Source organism: Acinetobacter johnsonii ANC 3681 (assembly GCF_000368805.1).
GTDB classification, from domain to species: Bacteria; Pseudomonadota; Gammaproteobacteria; order Pseudomonadales; family Moraxellaceae; genus Acinetobacter; species Acinetobacter johnsonii.
Genome location: NZ_KB849705.1, coordinates 870,093 through 891,827, shown reverse-complemented (window position 1 = coordinate 891,827; position 21,735 = coordinate 870,093). Strand labels below are relative to the sequence as shown.

General features: G+C 41.7%; 17 protein-coding genes. 10 read left to right on the top strand and 7 right to left on the bottom strand.

From position 1 onward, the window contains the following. Positions 1–29: 29 nt before the first annotated feature. From F946_RS08495 to F946_RS08485, 3 genes are read right to left on the bottom strand one after another with little or no spacing between them, the layout of a single operon-like run. A complete protein-coding gene (locus F946_RS08495) occupies positions 30–2,042 on the bottom strand; it encodes a TRAP transporter permease (RefSeq protein ID WP_004981183.1) in 2,013 nt (670 codons plus the stop codon). Beyond that, the gene (locus F946_RS08490; protein ID WP_004981174.1) at positions 2,039–2,512 is read right to left on the bottom strand and encodes a DUF1850 domain-containing protein; all 474 of its coding nucleotides are present in this window, start codon (positions 2,510–2,512) and stop codon (positions 2,039–2,041) included. The genes F946_RS08495 and F946_RS08490 overlap by 4 nt, the downstream gene beginning before the upstream one ends. Beyond that, entirely contained in the window at positions 2,509–3,519 is a 1,011-nt protein-coding gene (locus tag F946_RS08485) for a TAXI family TRAP transporter solute-binding subunit (protein ID WP_004981173.1), read from the bottom strand. The genes F946_RS08490 and F946_RS08485 overlap by 4 nt, the downstream gene beginning before the upstream one ends. Positions 3,520–3,880: 361 nt before the next feature. Here F946_RS08485 and F946_RS08480 point away from each other — a divergent pair, with 361 nt between their 5' ends. The 6 genes from F946_RS08480 to F946_RS08455 all read left to right on the top strand — a co-directional run bounded on the left by F946_RS08480 (position 3,881) and on the right by F946_RS08455 (position 11,162). Continuing rightward, a complete protein-coding gene (locus tag F946_RS08480; RefSeq protein ID WP_004694517.1) occupies positions 3,881–4,474 on the top strand; it encodes a LysE family translocator in 594 nt (197 codons plus the stop codon). A gap of 113 nt (positions 4,475–4,587) precedes the next feature. Then, entirely contained in the window at positions 4,588–5,157 is a 570-nt protein-coding gene (gene dcd, locus F946_RS08475; protein ID WP_004694514.1) for a dCTP deaminase, read from the top strand. 237 nt (positions 5,158–5,394) lie between these two features. Continuing rightward, entirely contained in the window at positions 5,395–6,837 is a 1,443-nt protein-coding gene (locus tag F946_RS08470; protein ID WP_004981172.1) for a hypothetical protein, read from the top strand. A gap of 9 nt (positions 6,838–6,846) precedes the next feature. After that, positions 6,847–7,530 (top strand): hypothetical protein, encoded by a 684-nt coding sequence (locus tag F946_RS08465; protein WP_004981171.1) that lies wholly within the window; start codon positions 6,847–6,849, stop codon positions 7,528–7,530. Between the two features lie 26 nt (positions 7,531–7,556). Next, positions 7,557–9,842: a DUF6160 family protein gene (locus F946_RS08460; RefSeq protein WP_004981170.1), complete on the top strand. Its 2,286-nt coding sequence runs from the start codon at positions 7,557–7,559 to the stop codon at positions 9,840–9,842. A gap of 24 nt (positions 9,843–9,866) precedes the next feature. Then, entirely contained in the window at positions 9,867–11,162 is a 1,296-nt protein-coding gene (locus tag F946_RS08455) for a hypothetical protein (RefSeq protein WP_004981169.1), read from the top strand. A 58-nt stretch (positions 11,163–11,220) separates the two neighbouring features. Here the strand turns inward: F946_RS08455 and F946_RS08450 are convergent, their stop codons facing one another. The 4 genes from F946_RS08450 to F946_RS08435 all read right to left on the bottom strand — a co-directional run bounded on the left by F946_RS08450 (position 11,221) and on the right by F946_RS08435 (position 17,983). Next, positions 11,221–12,939: a proline--tRNA ligase gene (locus F946_RS08450; RefSeq protein WP_004981167.1), complete on the bottom strand. Its 1,719-nt coding sequence runs from the start codon at positions 12,937–12,939 to the stop codon at positions 11,221–11,223. A 95-nt stretch (positions 12,940–13,034) separates the two neighbouring features. After that, the gene (locus F946_RS08445; RefSeq protein ID WP_004981165.1) at positions 13,035–16,139 is read right to left on the bottom strand and encodes an efflux RND transporter permease subunit; all 3,105 of its coding nucleotides are present in this window, start codon (positions 16,137–16,139) and stop codon (positions 13,035–13,037) included. Positions 16,140–16,159: 20 nt separating this feature from the next. After that, positions 16,160–17,287 carry an efflux RND transporter periplasmic adaptor subunit gene (locus tag F946_RS08440; RefSeq protein WP_004981162.1) on the bottom strand — a complete coding sequence of 376 codons (1,128 nt, stop codon included), beginning with the start codon at positions 17,285–17,287 and terminating at the stop codon, positions 16,160–16,162. A gap of 57 nt (positions 17,288–17,344) precedes the next feature. Then, positions 17,345–17,983, bottom strand: coding sequence for a hypothetical protein (locus F946_RS08435; protein ID WP_004981161.1), 639 nt, complete (start codon positions 17,981–17,983; stop codon positions 17,345–17,347). A 280-nt stretch (positions 17,984–18,263) separates the two neighbouring features. Between F946_RS08435 and pilG the strand changes: the two genes are divergently transcribed. From pilG to F946_RS08415, 4 genes are read left to right on the top strand one after another with little or no spacing between them, the layout of a single operon-like run. Further along, positions 18,264–18,647 carry a twitching motility response regulator PilG gene (gene pilG, locus F946_RS08430; protein ID WP_004694493.1) on the top strand — a complete coding sequence of 128 codons (384 nt, stop codon included), beginning with the start codon at positions 18,264–18,266 and terminating at the stop codon, positions 18,645–18,647. Positions 18,648–18,674: 27 nt separating this feature from the next. Further along, the gene (locus tag F946_RS08425; protein WP_004694491.1) at positions 18,675–19,043 is read left to right on the top strand and encodes a response regulator; all 369 of its coding nucleotides are present in this window, start codon (positions 18,675–18,677) and stop codon (positions 19,041–19,043) included. Between the two features lie 5 nt (positions 19,044–19,048). Next, positions 19,049–19,585, top strand: a complete 537-nt coding sequence (locus tag F946_RS08420) for a chemotaxis protein CheW (protein ID WP_004694490.1) — start codon at positions 19,049–19,051, stop codon at positions 19,583–19,585. A 50-nt stretch (positions 19,586–19,635) separates the two neighbouring features. Continuing rightward, complete coding sequence (locus F946_RS08415; RefSeq protein WP_004981158.1) at positions 19,636–21,708, top strand: methyl-accepting chemotaxis protein; 2,073 nt, start codon at positions 19,636–19,638, stop codon at positions 21,706–21,708. The last annotated feature ends 27 nt before the right edge of the window (positions 21,709–21,735 follow it).

Genomic DNA, 21,735 nt, shown 5'->3' with positions numbered 1-21,735 from the left:
CTGTTGAGTTGGGCTTTTTTTTTGCTTTTTTAGGACAGTGAATAGGACTGATTTTGTTTTTTGGCTTGCATAAGATTAATGCTGATGGCGATCACCACCATCACAATCCCGATAATATCAGTCACAGTTTCAGGGATAATCATACATAAAGCACCTGCACCTAAGAAAATCCGCCAGAACCAATTCAAACCAACTTTAAAGTAACCTTCAACTGCTGCACCCAGTGCCAAAATCCCAACCACTGAGGTAAAGACAATACTCACAATAGTTGTCCATGCAGGAAAGGCAAACTCACGTGCATTGACTGCGACATTGGCTGTATCAATCATCAGCATGGCAGGGTTATAGACGAACAGGAACGGGACAATGAAGCCCGCTAAAGAAAGCTTCAAGGCTTGAAAACCTGTGCGCATTGGGTCGCCCCCTGCGATTCCCGCACCTGCAAAGGCGGCTAAGGCGACAGGGGGAGTAATATTGGCAAAAAGACCAAAGTAGAACACAAACATATGTGCCACCAGCGTGGGAATATCAAAGTTTGCCAAAGCAGGTGCAGCCATAGTCGCGGTAATGATATAGGCTGGAATCGAAGGAAGTCCCATGCCTAAAATCATTGATGCAATCATGGTAAAGAACAGCGTTAAAAATAGGCTGCCTGCACCGATGCTCATAATTGAGGAGGTCATGACAGAGCCAAAGCTGGTCAGGCTCACTACACCAATAATAATCCCCACCACAGCACAGGCTGCCATGACCGAAAGGGATTGTTTTGCACCATCGGCGAGCGCTTCTAATATTTCTTTGAAGCCCATACGGGTCGATTTGCGGAAACTCGCCACAATCACAGTTAAGACAATGGTGTAGACCGCGGCATAACTGACAGGAATGGATTGAAAGAGGAAAAACACCAAAGCTACGATCGGAATAAGCAAGTGTCCTCGTTCCTTTAGGACATCTTTAACCCGTGGCAAATCCGCTTTCGGGACACCTTTTAAATTGTCTTTACCAGCACGGAAATGAACCTGCGCCATCACACCTAAATAGTAGAGTAAAGCTGGAAGGGTGGCTGCAAGGGCAATGGTGCCATAACTGACACCCGTGGTTTCAGCCATAATGAAGGCACTGGCTCCCATCACCGGGGGTAAAATTTGTCCACCTACAGAGGCACTGGCTTCAACAGCACCTGCAAAATTTTTGTGGTAGCCAATTTTTTTCATCAGGGGAATGGTGAATGAACCGGTCCCTACGACATTGGCCACCGCTGTGCCATTAATACTGCCCATAAATCCACTGGAAATGACGGCAACTTTTGCAGGACCACCTTGTTTATGTCCCGCAAGTGCCATCGCAAGATCATTAAACAATTTGCCCATGCCTGATTTCGCCAGAAAAGCACCAAACAAAATAAACAGGAAAATAAAAGTGACTGAAGCGCCAATAGCGGAAGAATAAAGCCCTTCGGTTTTTAAATACATTTGCCCGAAAATATCACTAATACTATATGAACGCGTCAATAAACGATCTGGGACCCAGTCATAGTGGCTAAAAAACGGGTAAGACAGAAAGACTAAACCTAAAATAGGCAGCATCCATCCCATGACCCGCCGAGCACCTTCAACCACCAGAACCACGGCTAAAATGGCAAAAACAATATCTAAAGTGTTTGGAATACCCCCACGCGTGGTCATAATGGCTTGATATTCTTTCCAAAGGTATAAAAAGGTTGCTAAAGCGGTTAAGGCAAGTAACCAATCCAACCAAGGGATGCTTTGTCGTGAACTGGACTGACGCGCAGGATAAAGTAGAAAGATCAAAACTAAACCAATAGCGACATGGGCGGAACGTTGGATCAGTTCGGGTAGTGGATTAAAGGTAATAAATAAATGAAATAAGGAATAGAAAATAGCAATCGCCGCTATGAACCATGCTACAGACTTGTTGCTTGGGGAACGAGTCACTGACTCACGATCAAATTTTTCTAAAATGGCTTGTTGTTGCTGCTCGTCTAATTGTTCAGGGGCAACTTTTTCTTCATTTTGAGTCATCGGCATTCTCCGATCTGCCATGCTTTCCACAAGGGCTGTTGTTGTGCTGTAATTTGCACCAAGGTGTAATCTGGATATTGTTGAAAAATAGGCCAGACGCGCTGGTGAATGATGATACTGCCTTGCATATTCTTGGAAATGATCCAGTTGATTTGATCAATTCGCCGATTAACTTTCATTCTGACTATACCGTCTTTTTGAAAGATGATGGGATAGTCATTCGGTGTGCCTGCACCGAAAGAAATCAGGTCGGTGTAGCGCAATATAAAGTGCTGTTGCTCCCGTTGATAGTTTTCAATCCAACGGGTTTTTTCGACTGAATGTTTCCACTGCAAACTAAATTGTGCTGTTGAAATTCGGCACTGCATGTGAGCAACAGTCACTTCGCTATAGCGAACAGGTAAGAACAACAGCCCGCATAAACCGAGTAGAAAAAGTGCAGTAAACACTGCACTTTTTTTCAGCTTCATTTTTTCGCTGCGAGTTCGTCGTAATAACGCTTAGCCCCAGGGTGTAGCGGAGCAACCACGCCTTTTTGGGCCGTTTCCAGATTAATTTCTGTCGCTGCCTGATGTGAGTTGGCCAACTGTCCTAAACTATCAAAGAAGGTTTTAGTCAGTTTATAGACATCATCTTCAGAAAGATCGGAACGGACCACTAAAGCATTCATAATGGCCGCAGTTGGAATATCTTCTGCATTACCATAAGTACCTTTCGGAATATTCAGAGATAGGAAATAAGTTTGGTTTTTGGCGATTTGTTTCACTTTCTCAGGATCGATCCCGACCAGTTGTAAATCGAAACCTTGTTGCAGTTCCATCAAGGATGAGTTGGGGATACCACTGGTTAAGAATGCAGCGTCAATTTTTCCACCCTTTAAAGCATCCGCGGCTTCTGCATAGCCTAGATAATCGACCTTCACGTCATTATAAGTAATACCAAAACCATTTAAGAGGGTGCGCGCATTAACTTCAACCCCTGAGTTTTGGGCACCGACGGCAATGCGTTTACCTTTTAAGTCTTCAAGCTTTTTAATGCCTGATTTTTTTGATGCCACAATTTGCACATAGTTGGGGTAAAGTGCCGCCACTTGTTGGACATTATCAATTTTCCCACTGGCAAAACTACCTGTGCCATTTAGTGCTTCGGTTAAGCTATCACTCATGACAAAAGCCATTTCAACTTTTTTCTGTTTGAGTAAGTTAAGATTTTCTACTGATGCGCCTGTGGTTTGAGTTTTTGAATTTACACCATAGGTTTTATTATAAATTTCAGCCAAACTGGTGCCAATCACGTTATACGGCCCAGATGCGCCACCTGTTGCTATGTTGACAAATTTACTTTGGAGCTTGTCGGATGCTTGTGCACTAGTTTCAGTTTGAACATCGCCTGAAGTCGTGGTTTTATTGTCACTTGAGCATGCTCCTAGACCCGCAAGTGCAATTGAAAGTAGCGTGAGTTGAGTCCATTTTTTCATATACTTTTCCTCGTTTTATTATCTTAAAAGCCATTCACTTGGCTCTTTTATCCTTGACTTAGCGTGATCAGATTGATGAATAAAAATACGCATGTTTTAAAAAGTAACTGATTAAAAATCATTTGAATAGTTTTTTTTCATTAGGCATGTCTATTTGATTTATAAAATCATTGATTTGAAAAAAGAATAAAGCATGTGGCGTCATTTTTATGAATGCTAGATTGGGTAAGGGTCTTATACGTTATTTATGTTAAGTATTGAATGAAAATTAAAAAAACTGTTATCACGGTTCACTAAATTTGATTGCTTTCAGCATGGCAAGTCATTACGCTTATAGCTATATATATGTGGGTCTGTGAATATGGTCACTTGGTTTTTTATTGGTTTAGTGATAACCATTCTTTTAACTCCAGGACCAACCAATACCTTACTTGCCTCTTCGGGCATTCAAGTCGGTATTCGTAAATCTTTGCGTCTCATTCCAGCAGAAGCTTTTGGCTATCTCATTTCAATCACGGCATGGGGCTTCCTTATTGGAAAAGTGTCCGTACACTTGCCCTTATTGCCGACTATTTTAAAACTATTCAGTGCAAGCTATATCATTTATTTGGCCATCAAATTATGGCGTACAGCCGATGCTGAAGTGAGTTTTAATCAACCGACTATTCGGGCACGTGAACTGTTTTTGGCAACACTATTGAACCCTAAAGCATTATTGTTTGCTTCAGCCATTTTTCCGACTATTGCGTGGACAAAACTGGATTATTATCTGTCACATATGTCGCTGTTTTTGGTTTTGATTGTTCCAATTGCTTTCTTTTGGACTTTTATCGGGTCAATTTTAGCGAGCAATAAAATTCGTTGGCTGAACCAATCTAACCTGCAAAAAACAGCATCGCTGGTTTTGATGAGTTTTTCGATTCCGCTGAGCTATTCTGCGATTTTAAGTTTTTAATTTAGTAATTAAAGACAGAAATTTTGCGAACTTAAACGCGCTTATTTTCATTGAAAGCGATTTCAGTTAAAGTACAACGCAATTATTGAAATTAAGCTTTTTGGAAAGAATAAATGGCTATTAAGTCCGATCGTTGGATTCGCGAAATGAGCGAAAAACACGGCATGATCGAACCGTATGCAGAAAACCAAGTTCGTTTAGATGAAAATGGTCAAAAACTCATTTCTTATGGCGTGTCGAGCTATGGTTATGATGTTCGTTGTGCACGTGAGTTTAAAGTTTTTACCAATGTTCACTCGGCAATTGTAGATCCAAAAAACTTTGATGATAAAAGTTTTATCGACATTGAAGCTGATGTTTGTATTATTCCACCAAACTCATTTGCTTTAGCACGTACCGTTGAGTATTTCCGTATTCCACGTAATGTGTTGACTGTGTGTTTGGGTAAATCGACCTATGCACGTTGCGGTATTATCGTAAACGTCACACCACTTGAGCCTGAGTGGGAAGGTCATGTTACTTTAGAGTTCTCGAACACAACCAATCTTCCTGCACGTATTTATGCAGGTGAGGGTGTTGCACAAATGTTGTTCTTCGAATCTGACGAAGTGTGTGAAACATCGTATAAAGACCGTGGTGGTAAGTACCAAGGTCAAACAGGTGTAACTTTACCGAAGACCTAAGTTTTTGATATTTAAGAAAGCGGATCATTGATCCGCTTTTTTTATGTCAATTCATTCATCGGAAAATAAATATTATCGGACAGTTGGTTTTGCATTTGTGCTGAGTTTCAGCATAATCAATTATGAAATAGAGTGCTTTGGTTGACGCAAATAAAAATTATAGTGCGCAGAGTCGAATGCCAAGCAAAGGATGCAGTACATAAAGATGCGGAGCATCGAATAATAAGGATGGTCGAGATGACGAATCGTATATATCCCGCAGGATTGAAAAAATCCTGTTTAGCTAGTCTTGTCGGACTCATGCTTGCGCAGTCTACATTTGCCCTTGAGTCACTTTCCGATGAATATCTAGCGGATACTACGGGTGAAGGCATTGCTTTACTTCCTGAAAACTTCAAGATGGTGTTCCAAGGGGCCAATGATCTCTCCACGGCTTCTAGCTACAACCGTGGCGTGGCCAATCCACAACAATACGACACGGGTTTCATTCGTATTATTCCTGTGGGTGAGAACTACTCCAAATATACCGATGCTGATGATCTGAGTGCGAAACGAACCAAAGCGGACATCTTTATTTATGGTTTAGCGCTTTCGCGGTCTGATAATGATGCCAATAGCCGTTTCAGTAATCAGGGCTTCACATGGGGCAGCGATGTTAATCCTTGGTTATTTCGCGCTGGCACAGCCACGGGGATTAAACAGTTTCATCAGTCGAATGCAAGTTCAGATGTAAGTTTTCTAGGGCTGGAAGCGCCTTTAGCAGCGGTTGTAGCGAGTGACACAGATAATAATATTAAATTAGGTCTATGGTGGGATGCTTTTTCACGTAGCTGGAACTCTCAGAATAAAGTGGACCCTATCACTGGTGCACCGACAACAACCAACGCGGCTGCGGATCCTGATTTAAGTTTAAATCAAAGAATACGTTTACAGGCGGTTGCCAATGGATTGAGTTTAAATGGCTCACAGGTTCGTATGTTTCAAACTCAAGCATCTACCTTAGACCAGCAAAATAAAACCTTTGGGATGGCAGCCTTACTTCGGATCAATACCAATGGTGATCCATCTGGATTGGTCTATGCCAATGATGACGCAAATAAAGCGCTATTAAATACTAAAGTTCTTCGACTGAGCACAGCTGCGACCAACGATGGTACGGCAGTCACACCCGCATTAGATCGTTCATTGGCTCCAATTTTTGATGCGAGTGAGGGGCTTTATTTATATAGCCCAAATATTAACTTGGCCTTGGGCAATATGTATCAGCCTTTTGTTGTCGGTTCGGAAGGACGCAATATTATTCTTGAAGTCACGCGTATTCCGAATGTGCCTGAGATTTATAAGCAGATTTATACCTACTATCCAGATGTACAAGGTGGAAGCAGCACTGACTATAAAGGATCAACTTGTAATGTGGCCTATTGCGGTTCGAATTTTGTTCAAACTGGGGCAGGAAGTACCGCGATTCAGTACCAAGGGAATAACGCAACACATAGCAGTATTTCGATTGGTAGTGTGACACGGGATCCAATCACCAATACGCTCAAAGCCAATACGGCGACACAATCTACTGGTGTGGTATTCCGTGGGACTGGAACAGCAGTTCCTGTAAATCTCGGTTCAGTTGCTATAGATGGTGTATTGATCCAACACTTAAAAATTAAGACCACAGGCTTATAGGATACTGACATGATGAAAAAATTATGTGTAACCATGTTGATGTCGCTATCCATGTTGTCTCAAGCGGGTTTGGTAGATTTGGATAATAAGGAACTGGTCGGTGTGACTGGACAGGGGGGTGCAGATTTGAGCTTAACCCTATCGATCAACCACCAATATGCCAATGATATGAGTCTAAATACTATTTCTAGGACCAATGGTGTAGATGCAAACGGTCGAGCTATTGTCACTGAAGCCTATTATCAAATGCGCGCAAATCAAGACTGCACTTTATTAGAACTGTGTCGTATTGCCATTTCTCCAAATAATCATAAGGAAAATGGGCAACGAAAATGGCTGGTGTTTAAGCAGTTTCAAGGCACCATGCAAATTGATAAATTTTCGCTGGAAGGCACCACAATTCTGAATAAAGAAGGTAAGCCACAAACTGCGATGCTGTTAAAATTTTTCGATGATAAACCCCTTAAAATTCGTAACTTAGGTTTTGCTAGCCTTTCAGTAGAAAGTGGTGAAAATGGATATTTCAATACCTCAACGTATAACAGTTATGGTACGAGTAAAACTGTACCCACTTTTGATAAAGGTCAAGAACAAGGTTTTATGGGCTTAAATGTTCACGGAAACTTACATCTGGATGGAAATCTAAAAATCTTTAGCTATAACTGCTCGGGCACTGCGGGTAGCCGCTGTTAGACACATAGTTTCAAAAGGATATTGAGATGCATAAAATAATAAAACTAAACCTTCTGACACTGTGTATCTGTGCAGCGAATCAAAGTTATGCATTACAAGCTTTGAATGATCAGATTTTAAGTGATGTAACGGGTCAAGATGGTATTTCAATTACCCATGAAGCTTCAAAAGTTGACATTAAACAACTGAATTGGGTTGATCCAGCGGAAGTCGGAAAAACACCGATTAAACTGGGTTTACATGATATTGAAGTAAAAACGGCGACTGGTTATAACAACATTAAAACCAAACTCGATTTTGATGTGGGAACAACACAATTAGCCAATGGTACGCAAGGGGTTGGTATTCAGCTCTCTGCAAGTGTGTCACCTTTTACCGCAACGGCTGCCCAAATCATGCTGATGTGTTCACCAAATTGTGCAACGGGTGAAACGGATCAAAATTTAGGAAGTTTTAAGCTTTCAACTATTTCACCTTTTGAAGTGTACTTAGCAACGACGAATGGTCTGTTTAACCGCGACTCAAAGGTGCATTTAGATTTTAAATTACAGAATGCCAGTATTAGTTATGGACAGAATAATCAAGATTTAACCTTAAAAGATTTCAACTTCAATTTATCTGCTGATGGATATCTTTATATCGATGAAACGGAAGGTGTGGTTCTCACCTCAAAGGGTAGTGTTGGCGATAATATTGTTGTTTTAGGTCGAGTGGAAGATAAGACAGATGTACATGACAGCCGTGTAGGCAATGCCACAAATCCGGGGTTAAACGTCGATTTACGTTATGGCTCAGCAAACTCGACTCACCGGAACTTAATTCGGATAGGGGCATCGGGTGCATTAACCAATGGCAAGATCGCGTTAAATGCTGACCAGACTGGTGTTGCTAAGTTTAATACGGTCAACCGTGTTAACGGTAATGTTCAAGAAAATGAGGTGGTTGCATCTGCAGGTTATGGTTTTAAGAATGCTGGCGGCTTACATTTAAATGTATCGGCTGACTTTACCCGTGCAGGGAATAGTTTGCTTGGTGCTAGCACACCAACAACGTTTGAATTAGGACACACTGGTACAGGCAGTTACGCCATCGAGTTTTCAAATTTATCACCGCTCAATGTACGTACTTCCACTGACCCCAATTCAGCAATAAACAGTCAAAATGCCTATATTGATTTTGGCCAGATTTATATCAATAACATTCGCACTAACTCAATGGGTTTTGTGGTCAATGACCAAATTAAGACGATATTGGGTGCACAAAACTATGAGCTGATTTATAACCCATCACCAACGGGCAATGCTTCAAATATGGCTTTTATTGCTGTACGTGGGCTCGATTTTCAAGCCATTGCACGCAAAGCCCGCTTTATTTCAGATAATTCGATTGCAGTAAACAATACTAACGAAGGGACATGGGGCTTAGGTATTCCGATTTATAACCTGAATGCCAATGCTGCATTTTTTGCCAAGAAATACACCAATACCGCTGGAACGGTGAAGGATGGCTTGGGCTATGATATCGCGGTATCAACCGATGGTTATGGTGAAGATAGTCAAGGCAACCCGAAAACAACGTCGATTATCGTCATTGATGGTGCGATGAGTAAGCATGGCGAAGAAGTTAACTACTATACAGGCTTACGTAATATTGACTCATATTTTAAAGCCAATGGTGTGATTGGTTTTAATGAAAATGAAATCTATATCAAAGCCGATAGCTTATTGTTTGCTGCGAATGCGGAAATCGCAATCGGGCAGCTTCCAGGTGCACTATATAACTGTCCAGCAGGGGTAAATAGTTGTGCCAAAGAAGTCGTACCGATTAATAACTTTGCCAAAAAAGATGATGTTCTCGCATCGATTGCTTTTATGTTGGATGGTAAAGGTGAACTCTTTATTATTCCAGGACTTGAGGCTGTAGGCGGAACACCGCAAAGCAATTATCTGTCATTTAAATCCAATTTTGAGTTTAATACGTTGAGTAGTACAGACCTGAGTAATGAAAGTAAAAAAGGCAGTTTTATTAGCCTCAGTAATACCGATAGCAATGGAACAACAACAAAAACCTCAAGTTTTAACTTGAACAAAATGCAAGGTCACTTAGGTTTGAATGGCAAAATTCATATGCAAAAGGACTCAGTGGTCATAGATAATCAAGTGCAATTTAACTATAAGGCATTAGCAGGTGGACAAGGAGCAGCCTTTAGGACGGAGGTCGCATTGTCTCCAACAGGTACCATGCAGAAGGTTGCCGATATTGCTATTACGGGTGGGGCTATGCGTAGCACATTAGGGATTACACCGCGCTAAAAAGGATGACAAGGAATAAATAAAATGAATAAGTCTTTAATTTCAATTTTAATCACAGCGACTTTAGGTTTGAGTCAAAGTTATGCGATGACCGCTTTAAATGATGAGGAGTTGTCAGAAGTTGAAGGTCAGTCTTTGATGAACCTAGAGTTCCAGCAGGGGACAAATACAACCGATGCACAAGGGAAAACATATAACCAATCAAACATTGGTTTTTATAAGTTAGCTCTAAGTGCCGAATTGGAGTTGAATGCCAATATTAAAAAGCTTCAGTTGGGATGTGGTGGCGACAACAATTCCATTCGAGCCAACAGTTGTGATATTGATATCGATCATATTTCTTTAAGTGGACTACCTGATGATGCGAACTACACATCGGATCAGCGTGCAGCAACTTCGGCATTAATCACAAATCCATTTATTCAGTTTGCGATTAAAAATCCGACTTCAGCTGCAACACGTGAGGTGTTAGGCTTTCGTGTGAGTGCTGAAAAGATTAAAGGTTTAATGACCCTTGGTACAGAGAATACTTCTACGCCAAACGGCATTAATACCTTTAGTGGTTATATGAAAACTAAAACAGCTTCAGGTACTGCTGTAACAGAAGCTCGTACTATGACGTATGCGGATACGGGTTTACAAATTAAAGGGAAGGTTACAGGAACAATTTTATTTATTCCGACAACATTGGATTACACATCCGATAATTATAATTTAACCCTGAGTTCAACCACAGCACCTTTTACTATCAATTCGACAATTGTGTCAGGAACTCGAATGAAAGATGTAACTTTAAAAGGAAGTGGTACTGTTGGACAAATCAATTTCTCAGGTCCTCTTACTGCAACAGTACTCGGCGGCGTGCCTCTGAATAAACAGGTAACAGGGAATATCACGGGATTAAAAACCGATATCACTGTGAATCAGAGTTTAGGTTTAATTCATGCGCTGTATTTAAACAACCCTGCATCACTATCTTTGCAATCACAAGATATCCTATGGACGGGGGCTGCAGTTGGTGCGAATAAAGGATGGTGGCTAGCGATGGAGGATGAAGTCGAGCTAGGTAGCTTAAGCCCAACCACTAAAGTAGCAATTACCAATGAAGTCTTAAAACAAACCATTGCGGGCATTAATAAAGATTTAACTGAGCATCCACGGCCATGTGGAGATTTACTTTTTCAGTGTGCTTTGGGGAGTGACTTAGCAGTTGGTAATGTTCCAATGAATTCTACAACTTTAGATTTCCCACTGACTAATTTAAGCTTACAAGGGCAAAACTTTCGATCGAACTGCTACGGTGGATTAAAGTTCTGTTAAATATATAACGTTATAAAAAATCCCGCGATATACGCGGGATTTTTTATTCTAAAATGAATTATTTTGCAATTTTCGCCAATAACTCTTCTTTAGAAATGTTTATAGATTCAGCATCACGACGGCCTTTATATTCAAAAGTACCTGCATCTAAGCCTTTCTCACCAATCACAATACGGTGAGGAATACCTGTAAGCTCTAGGTCAGAGAATTTCACGCCTGGACGTTCGTTACGATCATCCAGTAATACATCATAACCTGCTGCCGTAAGTTCAGCGTACAGTGCTTCAGCTGCGTCTAAAGTACGTGGAGACTTATGTGCATTCATCGGCACAATGGCAACTTCAAATGGTGCAATTGCCGCAGGCCAAATAATGCCTTTTTCGTCAAAGTTTTGCTCAATTGCAGAGGCAACCACGCGTGTTACACCAATACCGTAACAACCCATGGTTACCGTAAATGGCTTACCATCTTCACCTAAAACTTTACAGCCCAAAGCTTCTGAATACTTTTGACCCAGTTGGAAAATATGCCCAACTTCGATACCACGTTTAATTTGCAGCGTACCTTTACCGTCTGGAGATGGATCACCCTCAACCACATTACGTAAGTCATAAACTTCGGTGAACTGTGCATCACGTTCCCAGTTTAGACCAGTCACGTGTTTATCAATCTCATTTGCACCCGCAACAAAGTCAGACAGTACCGATGCAGCACGGTCGACAATGACCGTTAAGCCTTTTTCAACTAAGCCTTGTGGTCCACAGAAACCAGCGGTTAAACCCAGTGCAGCAAGTTGTTCTTCTGTTGCAAAAGTTAATGGTGATGCGATACGTGGATGTTTCTCCGCTTTAATTTCATTCAGCTCATGATCGCCACGTAAGAACAATGCCACTACCGGTGTTGCTTGGCCTTCTTCGGCTGCAATACCTTGTACTAACAAGGCTTTTACAGAGTGTGCAGGATCAGATTTTAAGAAGTTTGATACATCTGCAATGGTTTTTTGATTTGGTGTATCGACAACTTCTAATGCTTTGGTTGGCGCTGCACGTTCACCGACCAAAACGGCCTCAGCCATTTCAATATTTGCCGCATAGTCAGATTCAGTCGAGAAGGCGATATCATCTTCACCACTTGATGCTAACACGTGGAATTCATGTGAGCCTGAACCACCAATTGAACCTGTATCGGCTTGTACTGGACGGAAATCTAAACCTAAACGGCTAAAGATTTTGCAGTACGCGCCATACATGATGTCATAGGTTTCTTGCAGTGATTCTTGGTTTGCGTGGAAAGAATAAGCATCTTTCATAATAAATTCACGTGAACGCATTACACCAAAACGTGGACGAATTTCATCACGGAATTTGGTTTGTACTTGATAGAAGTTTGCAGGCAATTGTTTATAGCTTTTGAGTTCATTGCGCGCAAGATCGGTAATAACTTCTTCGTGTGTAGGACCAAGTACGAAAGGGTTGCCATGGCGGTCTTTGAAACGAAGCAGTTCAGGGCCATATTGGACGTATCGACCAGATTCTTCCCATAAAGACGCTGGCTGAGTTACGGGCATCAGGACTTCGAGTGAACCCGCATTGTTCATTTCTTCATGAACGATCGCTGCAACTTTATTTAATACGCGAACGCCCATCGGCAGCCAAGTATATAAACCTGAAGCCAATTTACGAATCATCCCAGCACGTAGCATTAGTTGATGTGAAATCACTTCTGCGTCATTTGGGGTTTCTCTTAACGTTGCAAATAAAAAGCGACTCGCGCGCATGGAAACTGTCCTAAAATTTTAAACTTTGAAAGTCAAAGATTATACGATAAAAAATGAGGAGGCATGTCGACACCGCCTCAGAAAAATGTTGATTATTATGACATGGTTTTACGTACTTGACGCAGCATAAAGTTCTTAAAGTCATCTAAATAGGTGAAGATCACAGGAACCACCACCAAGGTCAGCAGTGTCGATGTAATGACACCGCCGATCACTGCATGTGCCATAGGTGCGCTTTGTTCCCCCCCTTCACCTAGCCCTAAAGCCAGAGGCACCATGCCCATCACCATGGCACTTGTGGTCATCAGAATAGGGCGTAGACGTGTTTTACCCGCATCAATAATCGCTTGATAACGATCAACGCCGTGATCCATGGCTTTTTTAATGAAATCGATCAATAGAATTGCATTTTTGGTCACCAGCCCCATCAACATGATAATACCGATAATAGAAAACAAGTTCATAGTGGAGTTAAATAAGAAGAGCGCTAAAAATACTCCTATCAGCGATAACGGAAGGGAAGCCATAATCGCCGCAGGGTGAATAAAGCTATTGAACTGCGAACCTAGCACAATATAAATAAACACGATTGATAAGGTGATTGCGGTCATGGCATAGCCTGCGGATTCAGCCATGTCTTTGTTTGAACCTTGCGTGTCAAAGCTATAACCTGCTGGAAGGTCAAAGTTGTCTTCAATTTTTTTAATATCGGCGCCAATATCGCCTGCAGGGCGACCTGCGGTGTTGGCTTCGACTAAGACCTCCCGTGCTAGATCGCGACGATTAATCTGCGATGCCCCCAGACTTTCTTCTAAATGCGCAACGCTAGAAAGGGGAATCAATAAAGCTTGACCATTGGCATCCGTTTTTTGCGATGTGAGGTAAAGGTTTTGTAAATCACTAGGTAAGCTACGTGCAGTTTCAGTTAGACGTAGGTTAACGTCATAAGTTTCGCCTTTGTTGTCTTGCCATGTAGTGACATCATCGCCTGCAATTAGTGGGCGAATGACATTGGCAATTTGGTTGACCGATAGTCCTAAATCGCTGGCTAAGACCCGATTAATATGCACGCCTAAAGTCGGTTTAGGGGCTTTAAGTGAGCTTTCTAAGTCAACGATGCCTTTGACTTGTGCAATTTCAGCCATAAAGCGGTCTGATATCTTCTGGAGTTCGGCTAAGTCAGGACCTTTGATGGAAATCATTACGGGCTTTTGTCCGCCCGATACCGTTTCATCTGCCGAGGCAATTGAGGTCACAGTAATGCCACCTACTTGTTGTAGGCGTTGGCGGAACTCATTGTTTAAGTCGGTTAAGCTTTTCTTACGCTCTGTGCGTGGCGTAACGGTTACGCGAATACTGACATGGTTTTTACCACGATCCGTAACGCCATTAATCACCGCATAAGTTGCTCGAACGTCAGGGTGCTGCTGAATAATTTTATCGACTTGCAGCAGTTTGGCTTGTGAATATTCCAAAGATGCATCGACAGGTGTTTCAAACTTAATCCGAATCTCACCTTTATCTGGAACAGGGACAAACTCTGTTCCAATTAGTTTAGATAAGCCTAATGCGCCGAATAGCGAAGCCACAGCAATCATGAGGGTGATGAATCGGAAGCGCAGAGCAAGCTTGAGTAATTTCTCATAGCCATGACTGAGATTATTTAGTTTGCCAGAAATCCAATTGAAGAAACGTTTGACTCGATTGGGTGGTTTATGTGGATTATGCTTTTCAGCCCAATGTGCAGATAGCATTGGATCTAAAGTAAAGCTGACAAACATGGAGATCAGCACAGCAGTACTGACGGTTACGCCAAACTGATAGAAAAAGCGACCAATAATACCGCCCATAAATGCCACAGGTAAGAACACCGCAATAATGGTTAATGTAGTGGCTAAAACAGCGAGTCCAATTTCTTTGGTCCCATCAAGGGCTGCTGTAACAGGGTCTTTGCCCATGTCTGCATGTCGCACAATATTTTCACGGACCACAATCGCATCATCAATCAGTAGACCAATACTGAGTGATAGTGCCAGTAAGGTCATCATATTGATGCTAAAGCCAAAGATCCAAATAAACGTCAGAGTGCCAAGGAGGGCAATCGGCAACGTCATGCCTGTAATGGCTGTGGAACGGAATGAACCTAAAAACAGCAAGACAATCAAAACGGCTAGTGCTGCACCTTCAATAATGGTACGTGCAACATCGGTGATGCTGTTACGAATGCCTTTGGATGAATCTACCACGACTTTTGCTGTGGTGCCTTCAGGTAACTGTTTTTGAATATCTGCTAAGGTCTCATAAGCACTATCGACCACATCAATCACATTTGAATCGGAACTGCGTAAAATATCAATCGCAACTGCGGTTTTACCGTCTAAATAGGCACTCGACTCAAGTTCGGCTTGGCTGTCTGAAATGCTTGCAACTTGGCGCAAATAAATCGGTGTACCATTTTTATTGGCAATCACTAAATCGCCGAAGGCTAAAGGATGAATCACTTTAGACTTGATTTCGACCACAAGTTCACTATTACCATGTTTCAATGTTCCACCCGGAACCTCGACATTTTCAGCTTTTAGCGTGTTGATGATCTGGTCAATACCAATCCCAAAACTTTGTAGTTTGTGGGGTTCAATCTGTATGCGAATTTGTCGCTTGGCATCACCCAATAAGTTGACTGTCCCGACACCAGAAACGGTTCTAAACTGCGGAACGATGCGCTGATCCAAATAAGAACTGAGGTCTTTCAGTGACATGTTTTGTGATTCAAATACAATTGACATCACGGCATTGGCAGAAGGATCGTAACGTTCAACAATTGGGTCTTGAATTTCGTCTCGAAACTCAGCGGTGACCGGTGCAATTTTATCGCGGACATCTTGCGCGGCTATAGCAGAAGAAACATCGAGATCAAACTCAGCAATAATGGTCGATAAGCCTTCGCTAGATTGTGAAATGACCTGTTTTAAACCTGAAATGGTATTGATTTGATCTTCCATTTTCTTGGTAATTTCAGACTCAACTGTTTCAGGCGATGCTCCTGGATATGTGGTATACACCACCACGAAGGGGAAATCGACATCAGGAAACTCCTCAACTCCCATTCTTTGCCAAGAGGCTAAGCCTAAAACCATCAGACAAAACATCATCATGATGGTAAAAACAGGATATTTCACACTAATACGGGTTAACCACATAGCAACAACCTTTTCTTATTTTATGGATTGATTGTCACCATTTGATGCAAATCTTTTTCATTAAACTTTATACGACTGATGCGGTCGCCAGTTTGTAGTCCCTGAACCACAGCACTGTTGTTGCTATAGCGTTGTTCCAATACTTTTATGTGAATACGTTCAATTTTATTGTGGCGAATCACCCAAACATAAGGCGAATTTTGTATATCTTGAATGGTATCGAGCGGGATAATTTGCCCTGAGATGGACTGTGAACCAAGTATGTCGCCCTCCACAAAGGTCCCGATACTCAATGAATTAATACTTTCAATTGGCTGAGCAAAGAACTCAATTTGACGGCTTGCGGGATCTGCAATCGGGGAAATACGAGTAAGTTTGGCTGTCAGTTTTTGGGGATTGCCTTGCAGTTGATATTCAATTTTTTCTCCCAAACTTAAAGCGGCTTGTAGATCACTTGGAATTTTGGCCTGTATTTCTAAATGATTCGGGTCAATGATTTCAAATAGGGTTTGTCCTGCGGATACTGTTTGTCCAGGTTCTACCTGACGTTGAGTAATAAACCCTGAAATCGGGCTTACAATAGTGCCATCGCGATCTGCTTTTTCGGCTATATCGACATTGGCTTGTTGTGCGCGAACACTTTCTAATTGAGCTTGATAGTCTACAAGGCTTTGTTCATATTCCACTTTAGAAATAAAGCCCTGATCGAGTAAACGTTTTTTCCTTTGAACCATGCTTTTTGCAAGATTGGCTTGGGCTAGGGTTGATGCAAGATTGGCTTGAGCTTGGGCAAGACGCGCAGCATTATCTTGATTATTCAATCGAACCAGTACTTGGCCTTTTTGAACGGCTTGTCCAACTTGAGCGGAGACGGCGGTGGCTGTCGCTGTCACTTGAGCCTGAATGGAACTTTGATTGACGGCTCGAATAGTACCAGTAAAGGCTGTACGTTGGATAGAAGGCCCTTCTTGGAACTGGACCAAGTCTTGTGCTATCAGCTCGATTTTAGCTGTAGACGAAGTAGGGGAGGTGACTTCGTCTTGTTTTTGGCAGGCAGAGAGGAGTAAGCACAAACACAGCGGACTGAGTTTAAAAATAGGGAGCACTTGGCGGCTTAATTTAGTTTTTATACATGGTGCAGCCTGCATTGAGTCAAATCCTTTGGTCTAGCGGCGAAAGTCAGCACACTGTAAATAAGACGCAGATTATTCAAGTGTTTTTAAACGAGCAATAATTCTGTCGTATTCAGCCTTGGTATTACGATAGTGACTTTGTAACGATTGTATTTGCTCTTTTTTCATCACAATATTTTTGGAATTATAATCAATCATATCTTGGAGCGGTTTCGGATTGCTTTTGCCTTTACGCATGTTTTCTTTTTCTTGGCGTAAGAATCCAATACGGTCATTCTGTAATTGTTTTAATTCATCTTGCTGGAACTTAATCTGCTTTAAGATATAGGAAAGGGTAGTATTGCGTTTTTGAGTGGCGACCTGGCTGTTGGTATAAGCGCGTTTTAATTTAAGATCTGACTCGCGTTGCTTGGCCGCAGCTGCGCGTTGTGGCGCATATTGCGCATCTTTTTCTGCGTTGTATGGACGAGCCCGTTGAATCACTTGCATGTTGCTATCGAGTGCTTCATAACCATAACGAATATGGTTGGGAGTGACACTGCTACTGACGTTTGCGATGCCTTTACTGTCGTAATATCGATACCAGACCGCTTTAGGTGGATCGGCCATAATCGAGATGGTCTGTAAACTTAGCAAAGCCAGCAAAATGACTTTCGCAGTCATCCTTTTTTTCACGATCAAAGCAAGTTTGTGATTAAACTCCCTAAGCATCGATACCCCCAGTTTAAAGTTGACTAAATTACTTATTTACAAGCAATAAATAGTGCTATATTAGTCCTAAATTTAGGAATAAAAAATATAATCAGTCAAAAAAAAATCGACGGGTATAGGAAAGTGTGAAGCCGTTCTTAAAAAGAAGATGAAGTGTGGTTTTATGCGGAAACTGTTCGTTGAAAATATAAGTAAATATATGTTAAAAGTGTACGTAACTTGTAAAGCGTCTACGAATCTGTTTCTACAAACATTCTAAAAATGGGAAGGGTCATATTAAATGGACGATAAATTCCAGAATCTAAAAGTAATGGTCATTGATGATTCAAAAACCATTCGTCGCACAGCTGAAACATTATTGCAACGTGAAGGTTGTGAAGTGGTGACTGCAGTCGATGGTTTTGACGCATTGTCAAAAATTGCTCAAGCCAATCCTGATATCGTATTTGTCGACATTATGATGCCACGACTAGATGGTTATCAAACGTGTGCATTAATCAAAAATTCACAAAATTATCAAAATATTCCTGTCGTAATGCTCTCTAGCAAAGATGGTCTATTTGACCAAGCCAAAGGGCGTGTTGTCGGTTCAGATGAATATTTAACAAAGCCGTTTAGTAAAGATGAATTATTAAATGCGATTCGTAATCACGTTTCAGCATAAATAATATAAGTGTAATTGGGGGAAATTATGGCGCGTATTTTAATTGTGGATGACTCACCTACAGAGACATTCCGCTTTAAAGAAATTTTGGGGAAACACGGTTTTGAAGTGATTGAAGCGTCGAATGGTGCCGATGGTGTAACCATGGCTCAAGCTGAACTTCCTGATCTTGTTTTGATGGATGTGGTGATGCCAGGCGTTAATGGCTTCCAAGCAACCCGTCAAATTGCGCGTGGCGCAACAACAAAACACATTCCCGTAGTGATCGTCAGTACTAAAGATCAGGCTACAGACCGTGTATGGGGTAAGCGTCAAGGTGCATGTGATTATTTAACCAAGCCTGTTGATGAAAACCAACTGATTGATGTGATTAAGCAACACCTGAACGCAGGATAAGCTCTATGGCAGCAAATGGATTTATCGAATTACTTCGACTTGCTAAACGTGGTAATAAAAACTACGTTTCAAACGAAAATGAGGTAAACCGCTGGTCGGGCATTGCTTTTGAGATGATGGGGCAATATTTCGTTGCGCCATTAGGTGAAGTTGCAGAGGTAATTTATCCTCCGAAATATACCTTAGTGCCAAATACTCAGCCTTGGGTTGTGGGTTTGGCCAATATTCGAGGACGTTTACTTTCTGTTGCCGATTTAGCGCACTATGTATCAGGGCATCGCAGTGCGTATTCACCAACTCAAAAAGTACTCTGTATTAGTCACAATGACCACTATGTCGGTTTAGTTGTAGATCAGGTTCTGGGGATTCAGCACTTTAATAAGAAGAGTTTCTTTTCTAAACATGAAGATTTAGATCGGAATTTAAAAGAATATTGCCAAGGGTATTTTCACCAACACAACCAACAATGGCATGTTTTCTTATTCAGTCGCTTATTAGACAATCCAAAGTATATGAACGCATCTATAAAATTTATAAATTAATATCATTGTCGCGCGCGAAATTATAAGGGCGTAAATCGGGGAGAAGCTGCATGGGCTTTAAACTTAAAAAGAAAAATACGGATGGAAGCAGTAACCGCTCAGGTGGAAATGCTTTAGTAGCAAAACTTCAATCACAGACGGAACAGTTTTCACGTGTATTTGGTGATAGTGAAAAGTCCAAGCCATTAATTTTGGGTGCGGCATTTTGTATCGTACTGGCAATTTTCTTACTGTTGTACCTATTCTATAGCGTACCTCGAAATAACGAATTCACCCGTAGCTTGGGTGACTTACGTCTTTTATCGCAAACGATTTCGCGTCAGGCAACTGAAGCAACAGCATCAGGTACACCTGAAGCGATTAAAAAACTGACAGAATCACAAAAGTCTTTTGCTGAAAACTTAGAAACTGTAAAAGATATTCACGCGAGTACAGATGCACTGCGTGAAGTAGATGCACAGTGGAAAAAAGTTTCTGAAAATATTGATTTAATTGCATCTCAACAAAAAATCATTAACCAACTTTACGATACCAACATTGCGATTAGTGAAAGTATTCCGGGGATTCAGGCCGAATATAACTTAATGGTTGACCAAATGGCACGTCAAAATGTGCCAGCCAACCAAGTCGTGATTGCAAAAAACCAAGTATTCATTGCAGAACGTATTTTACGTTCAATTGGTTCGGTATTAACGGGTTCAGCCAACTCGCGTGAGTCTGCGGATGACTTTAGCTCAGATACAGAAACCTTCGCGTCATACCTAAACGCACAGTTAAATGGTAGTGCGGACTTAGGTGTAGAGCGTATTAATGACCCTGAAATGCGTGACTCTTTAACCAGTATTCAATCTGAATATGATGATGTACTGAAGTCAGCAGCAGCAACCGTCTTAAAGAACTCATCACAAATCGTTAAAGTACGCCAAGCGTCATCATCGATTTTTGAACAGTCAGATGCTTTGTTAAGCAATTTAAATAAATTATCTGGTGGTACAGGCTTAGCGATTGCGATCCCTGCATTAGGTCTAATTCTAGCCCTGATTGCCTTCTTATTCTGTGTATTTAAATTACTCGTACTTCGTGGTGAATCAGATAAAAAACGTGTATCTCGTCTACAAGATGAATATGACCGTAACCAAAACGCGATTTTACGTTTACTGGATGAGATTGCCGATCTTGCAGATGGTGATTTACGTTCATATGCAACGGTATCTGAAGACTTCACGGGTGCAATTGCCGACTCGATTAACTTCGCAATTGACCAATTACGAGACCTTGTTTCGCGTATTACCGAAACTTCTCAAGAGGTTGCACAATATACGGCAAGTACGCAGGGGATTACCAACCAGTTAGCCGAAGCATCTGAACACCAAGCGCAAGAAATTGCGGGTGCATCTGCCGCGATTAACGAAATGGCAATGTCAATTGACCAAGTATCTTCAAACGCTGAAGAATCAGCGGTGGTAGCAGAACGTTCAGTAAAAATTGCTGCAAATGGCGCGAACGTTGTAAACCGTTCAATTGAAGGTATGGATATCATTCGTGAGCAGATTCAAGAAACCTCTAAACGTATTAAACGTTTGGGTGAATCTTCACAAGAGATTGGTAACATCGTTGCCTTGATTAACGATATTGCCGACCAAACGAACATCTTGGCTTTAAACGCAGCGATCCAAGCATCGATGGCAGGTGAAGCAGGTCGTGGTTTCGCCGTGGTTGCAGATGAAGTACAGCGTCTTGCAGAGCGTTCAGCTTCAGCAACCAAGCAGATTGAAACACTGGTAAAAACTATTCAGACCGATACCAACGAAGCTGTAATTTCGATGGAACAAACTACGTCTGAGGTTGTACGTGGTGCGAACTTATCTAAAGATGCGGGTGTTGCACTGGATGAGATTCAAAACGTATCGGGTAATTTGGCGAAATTGATTGCAAACATTTCGGATGCAGCAAAGCTACAGTCAGCATCTGCGGGTCATATTGCAACTACGATGAACGTTGTACAAGAAATTACCTCACAAACCACCACTGCGACGTTCGATACAGCACGTTCAGTCTCTGAACTTGCGAACATGGCGGAAGCGTTACGTGAGTCTGTAACAGACTTTAAACTGCCTGATTAAGCACTTGCTTTGGGGAGGGTATGCCAC

Excerpts from the sequence above, each read along its gene's own strand:
- F946_RS08495 (WP_004981183.1), bottom strand. The coding sequence starts at position 2,042 with ATGACTCAAAATGAAGAAAAAGTTGCCCCTGAACAATTAGACGAGCAG.
- F946_RS08490 (WP_004981174.1), bottom strand. The coding sequence starts at position 2,512 with ATGAAGCTGAAAAAAAGTGCAGTGTTTACTGCACTTTTTCTACTCGGT.
- F946_RS08485 (WP_004981173.1), bottom strand. The coding sequence starts at position 3,519 with ATGAAAAAATGGACTCAACTCACGCTACTTTCAATTGCACTTGCGGGT.
- F946_RS08480 (WP_004694517.1), top strand. The coding sequence starts at position 3,881 with ATGGTCACTTGGTTTTTTATTGGTTTAGTGATAACCATTCTTTTAACT.
- dcd (WP_004694514.1), top strand. The coding sequence starts at position 4,588 with ATGGCTATTAAGTCCGATCGTTGGATTCGCGAAATGAGCGAAAAACAC.
- F946_RS08470 (WP_004981172.1), top strand. The coding sequence starts at position 5,395 with ATGACGAATCGTATATATCCCGCAGGATTGAAAAAATCCTGTTTAGCT.
- F946_RS08465 (WP_004981171.1), top strand. The coding sequence starts at position 6,847 with ATGATGAAAAAATTATGTGTAACCATGTTGATGTCGCTATCCATGTTG.
- F946_RS08460 (WP_004981170.1), top strand. The coding sequence starts at position 7,557 with ATGCATAAAATAATAAAACTAAACCTTCTGACACTGTGTATCTGTGCA.
- F946_RS08455 (WP_004981169.1), top strand. The coding sequence starts at position 9,867 with ATGAATAAGTCTTTAATTTCAATTTTAATCACAGCGACTTTAGGTTTG.
- F946_RS08450 (WP_004981167.1), bottom strand. The coding sequence starts at position 12,939 with ATGCGCGCGAGTCGCTTTTTATTTGCAACGTTAAGAGAAACCCCAAAT.
- F946_RS08445 (WP_004981165.1), bottom strand. The coding sequence starts at position 16,139 with ATGTGGTTAACCCGTATTAGTGTGAAATATCCTGTTTTTACCATCATG.
- F946_RS08440 (WP_004981162.1), bottom strand. The coding sequence starts at position 17,287 with ATGCAGGCTGCACCATGTATAAAAACTAAATTAAGCCGCCAAGTGCTC.
- F946_RS08435 (WP_004981161.1), bottom strand. The coding sequence starts at position 17,983 with ATGCTTAGGGAGTTTAATCACAAACTTGCTTTGATCGTGAAAAAAAGG.
- pilG (WP_004694493.1), top strand. The coding sequence starts at position 18,264 with ATGGACGATAAATTCCAGAATCTAAAAGTAATGGTCATTGATGATTCA.
- F946_RS08425 (WP_004694491.1), top strand. The coding sequence starts at position 18,675 with ATGGCGCGTATTTTAATTGTGGATGACTCACCTACAGAGACATTCCGC.
- F946_RS08420 (WP_004694490.1), top strand. The coding sequence starts at position 19,049 with ATGGCAGCAAATGGATTTATCGAATTACTTCGACTTGCTAAACGTGGT.
- F946_RS08415 (WP_004981158.1), top strand. The coding sequence starts at position 19,636 with ATGGGCTTTAAACTTAAAAAGAAAAATACGGATGGAAGCAGTAACCGC.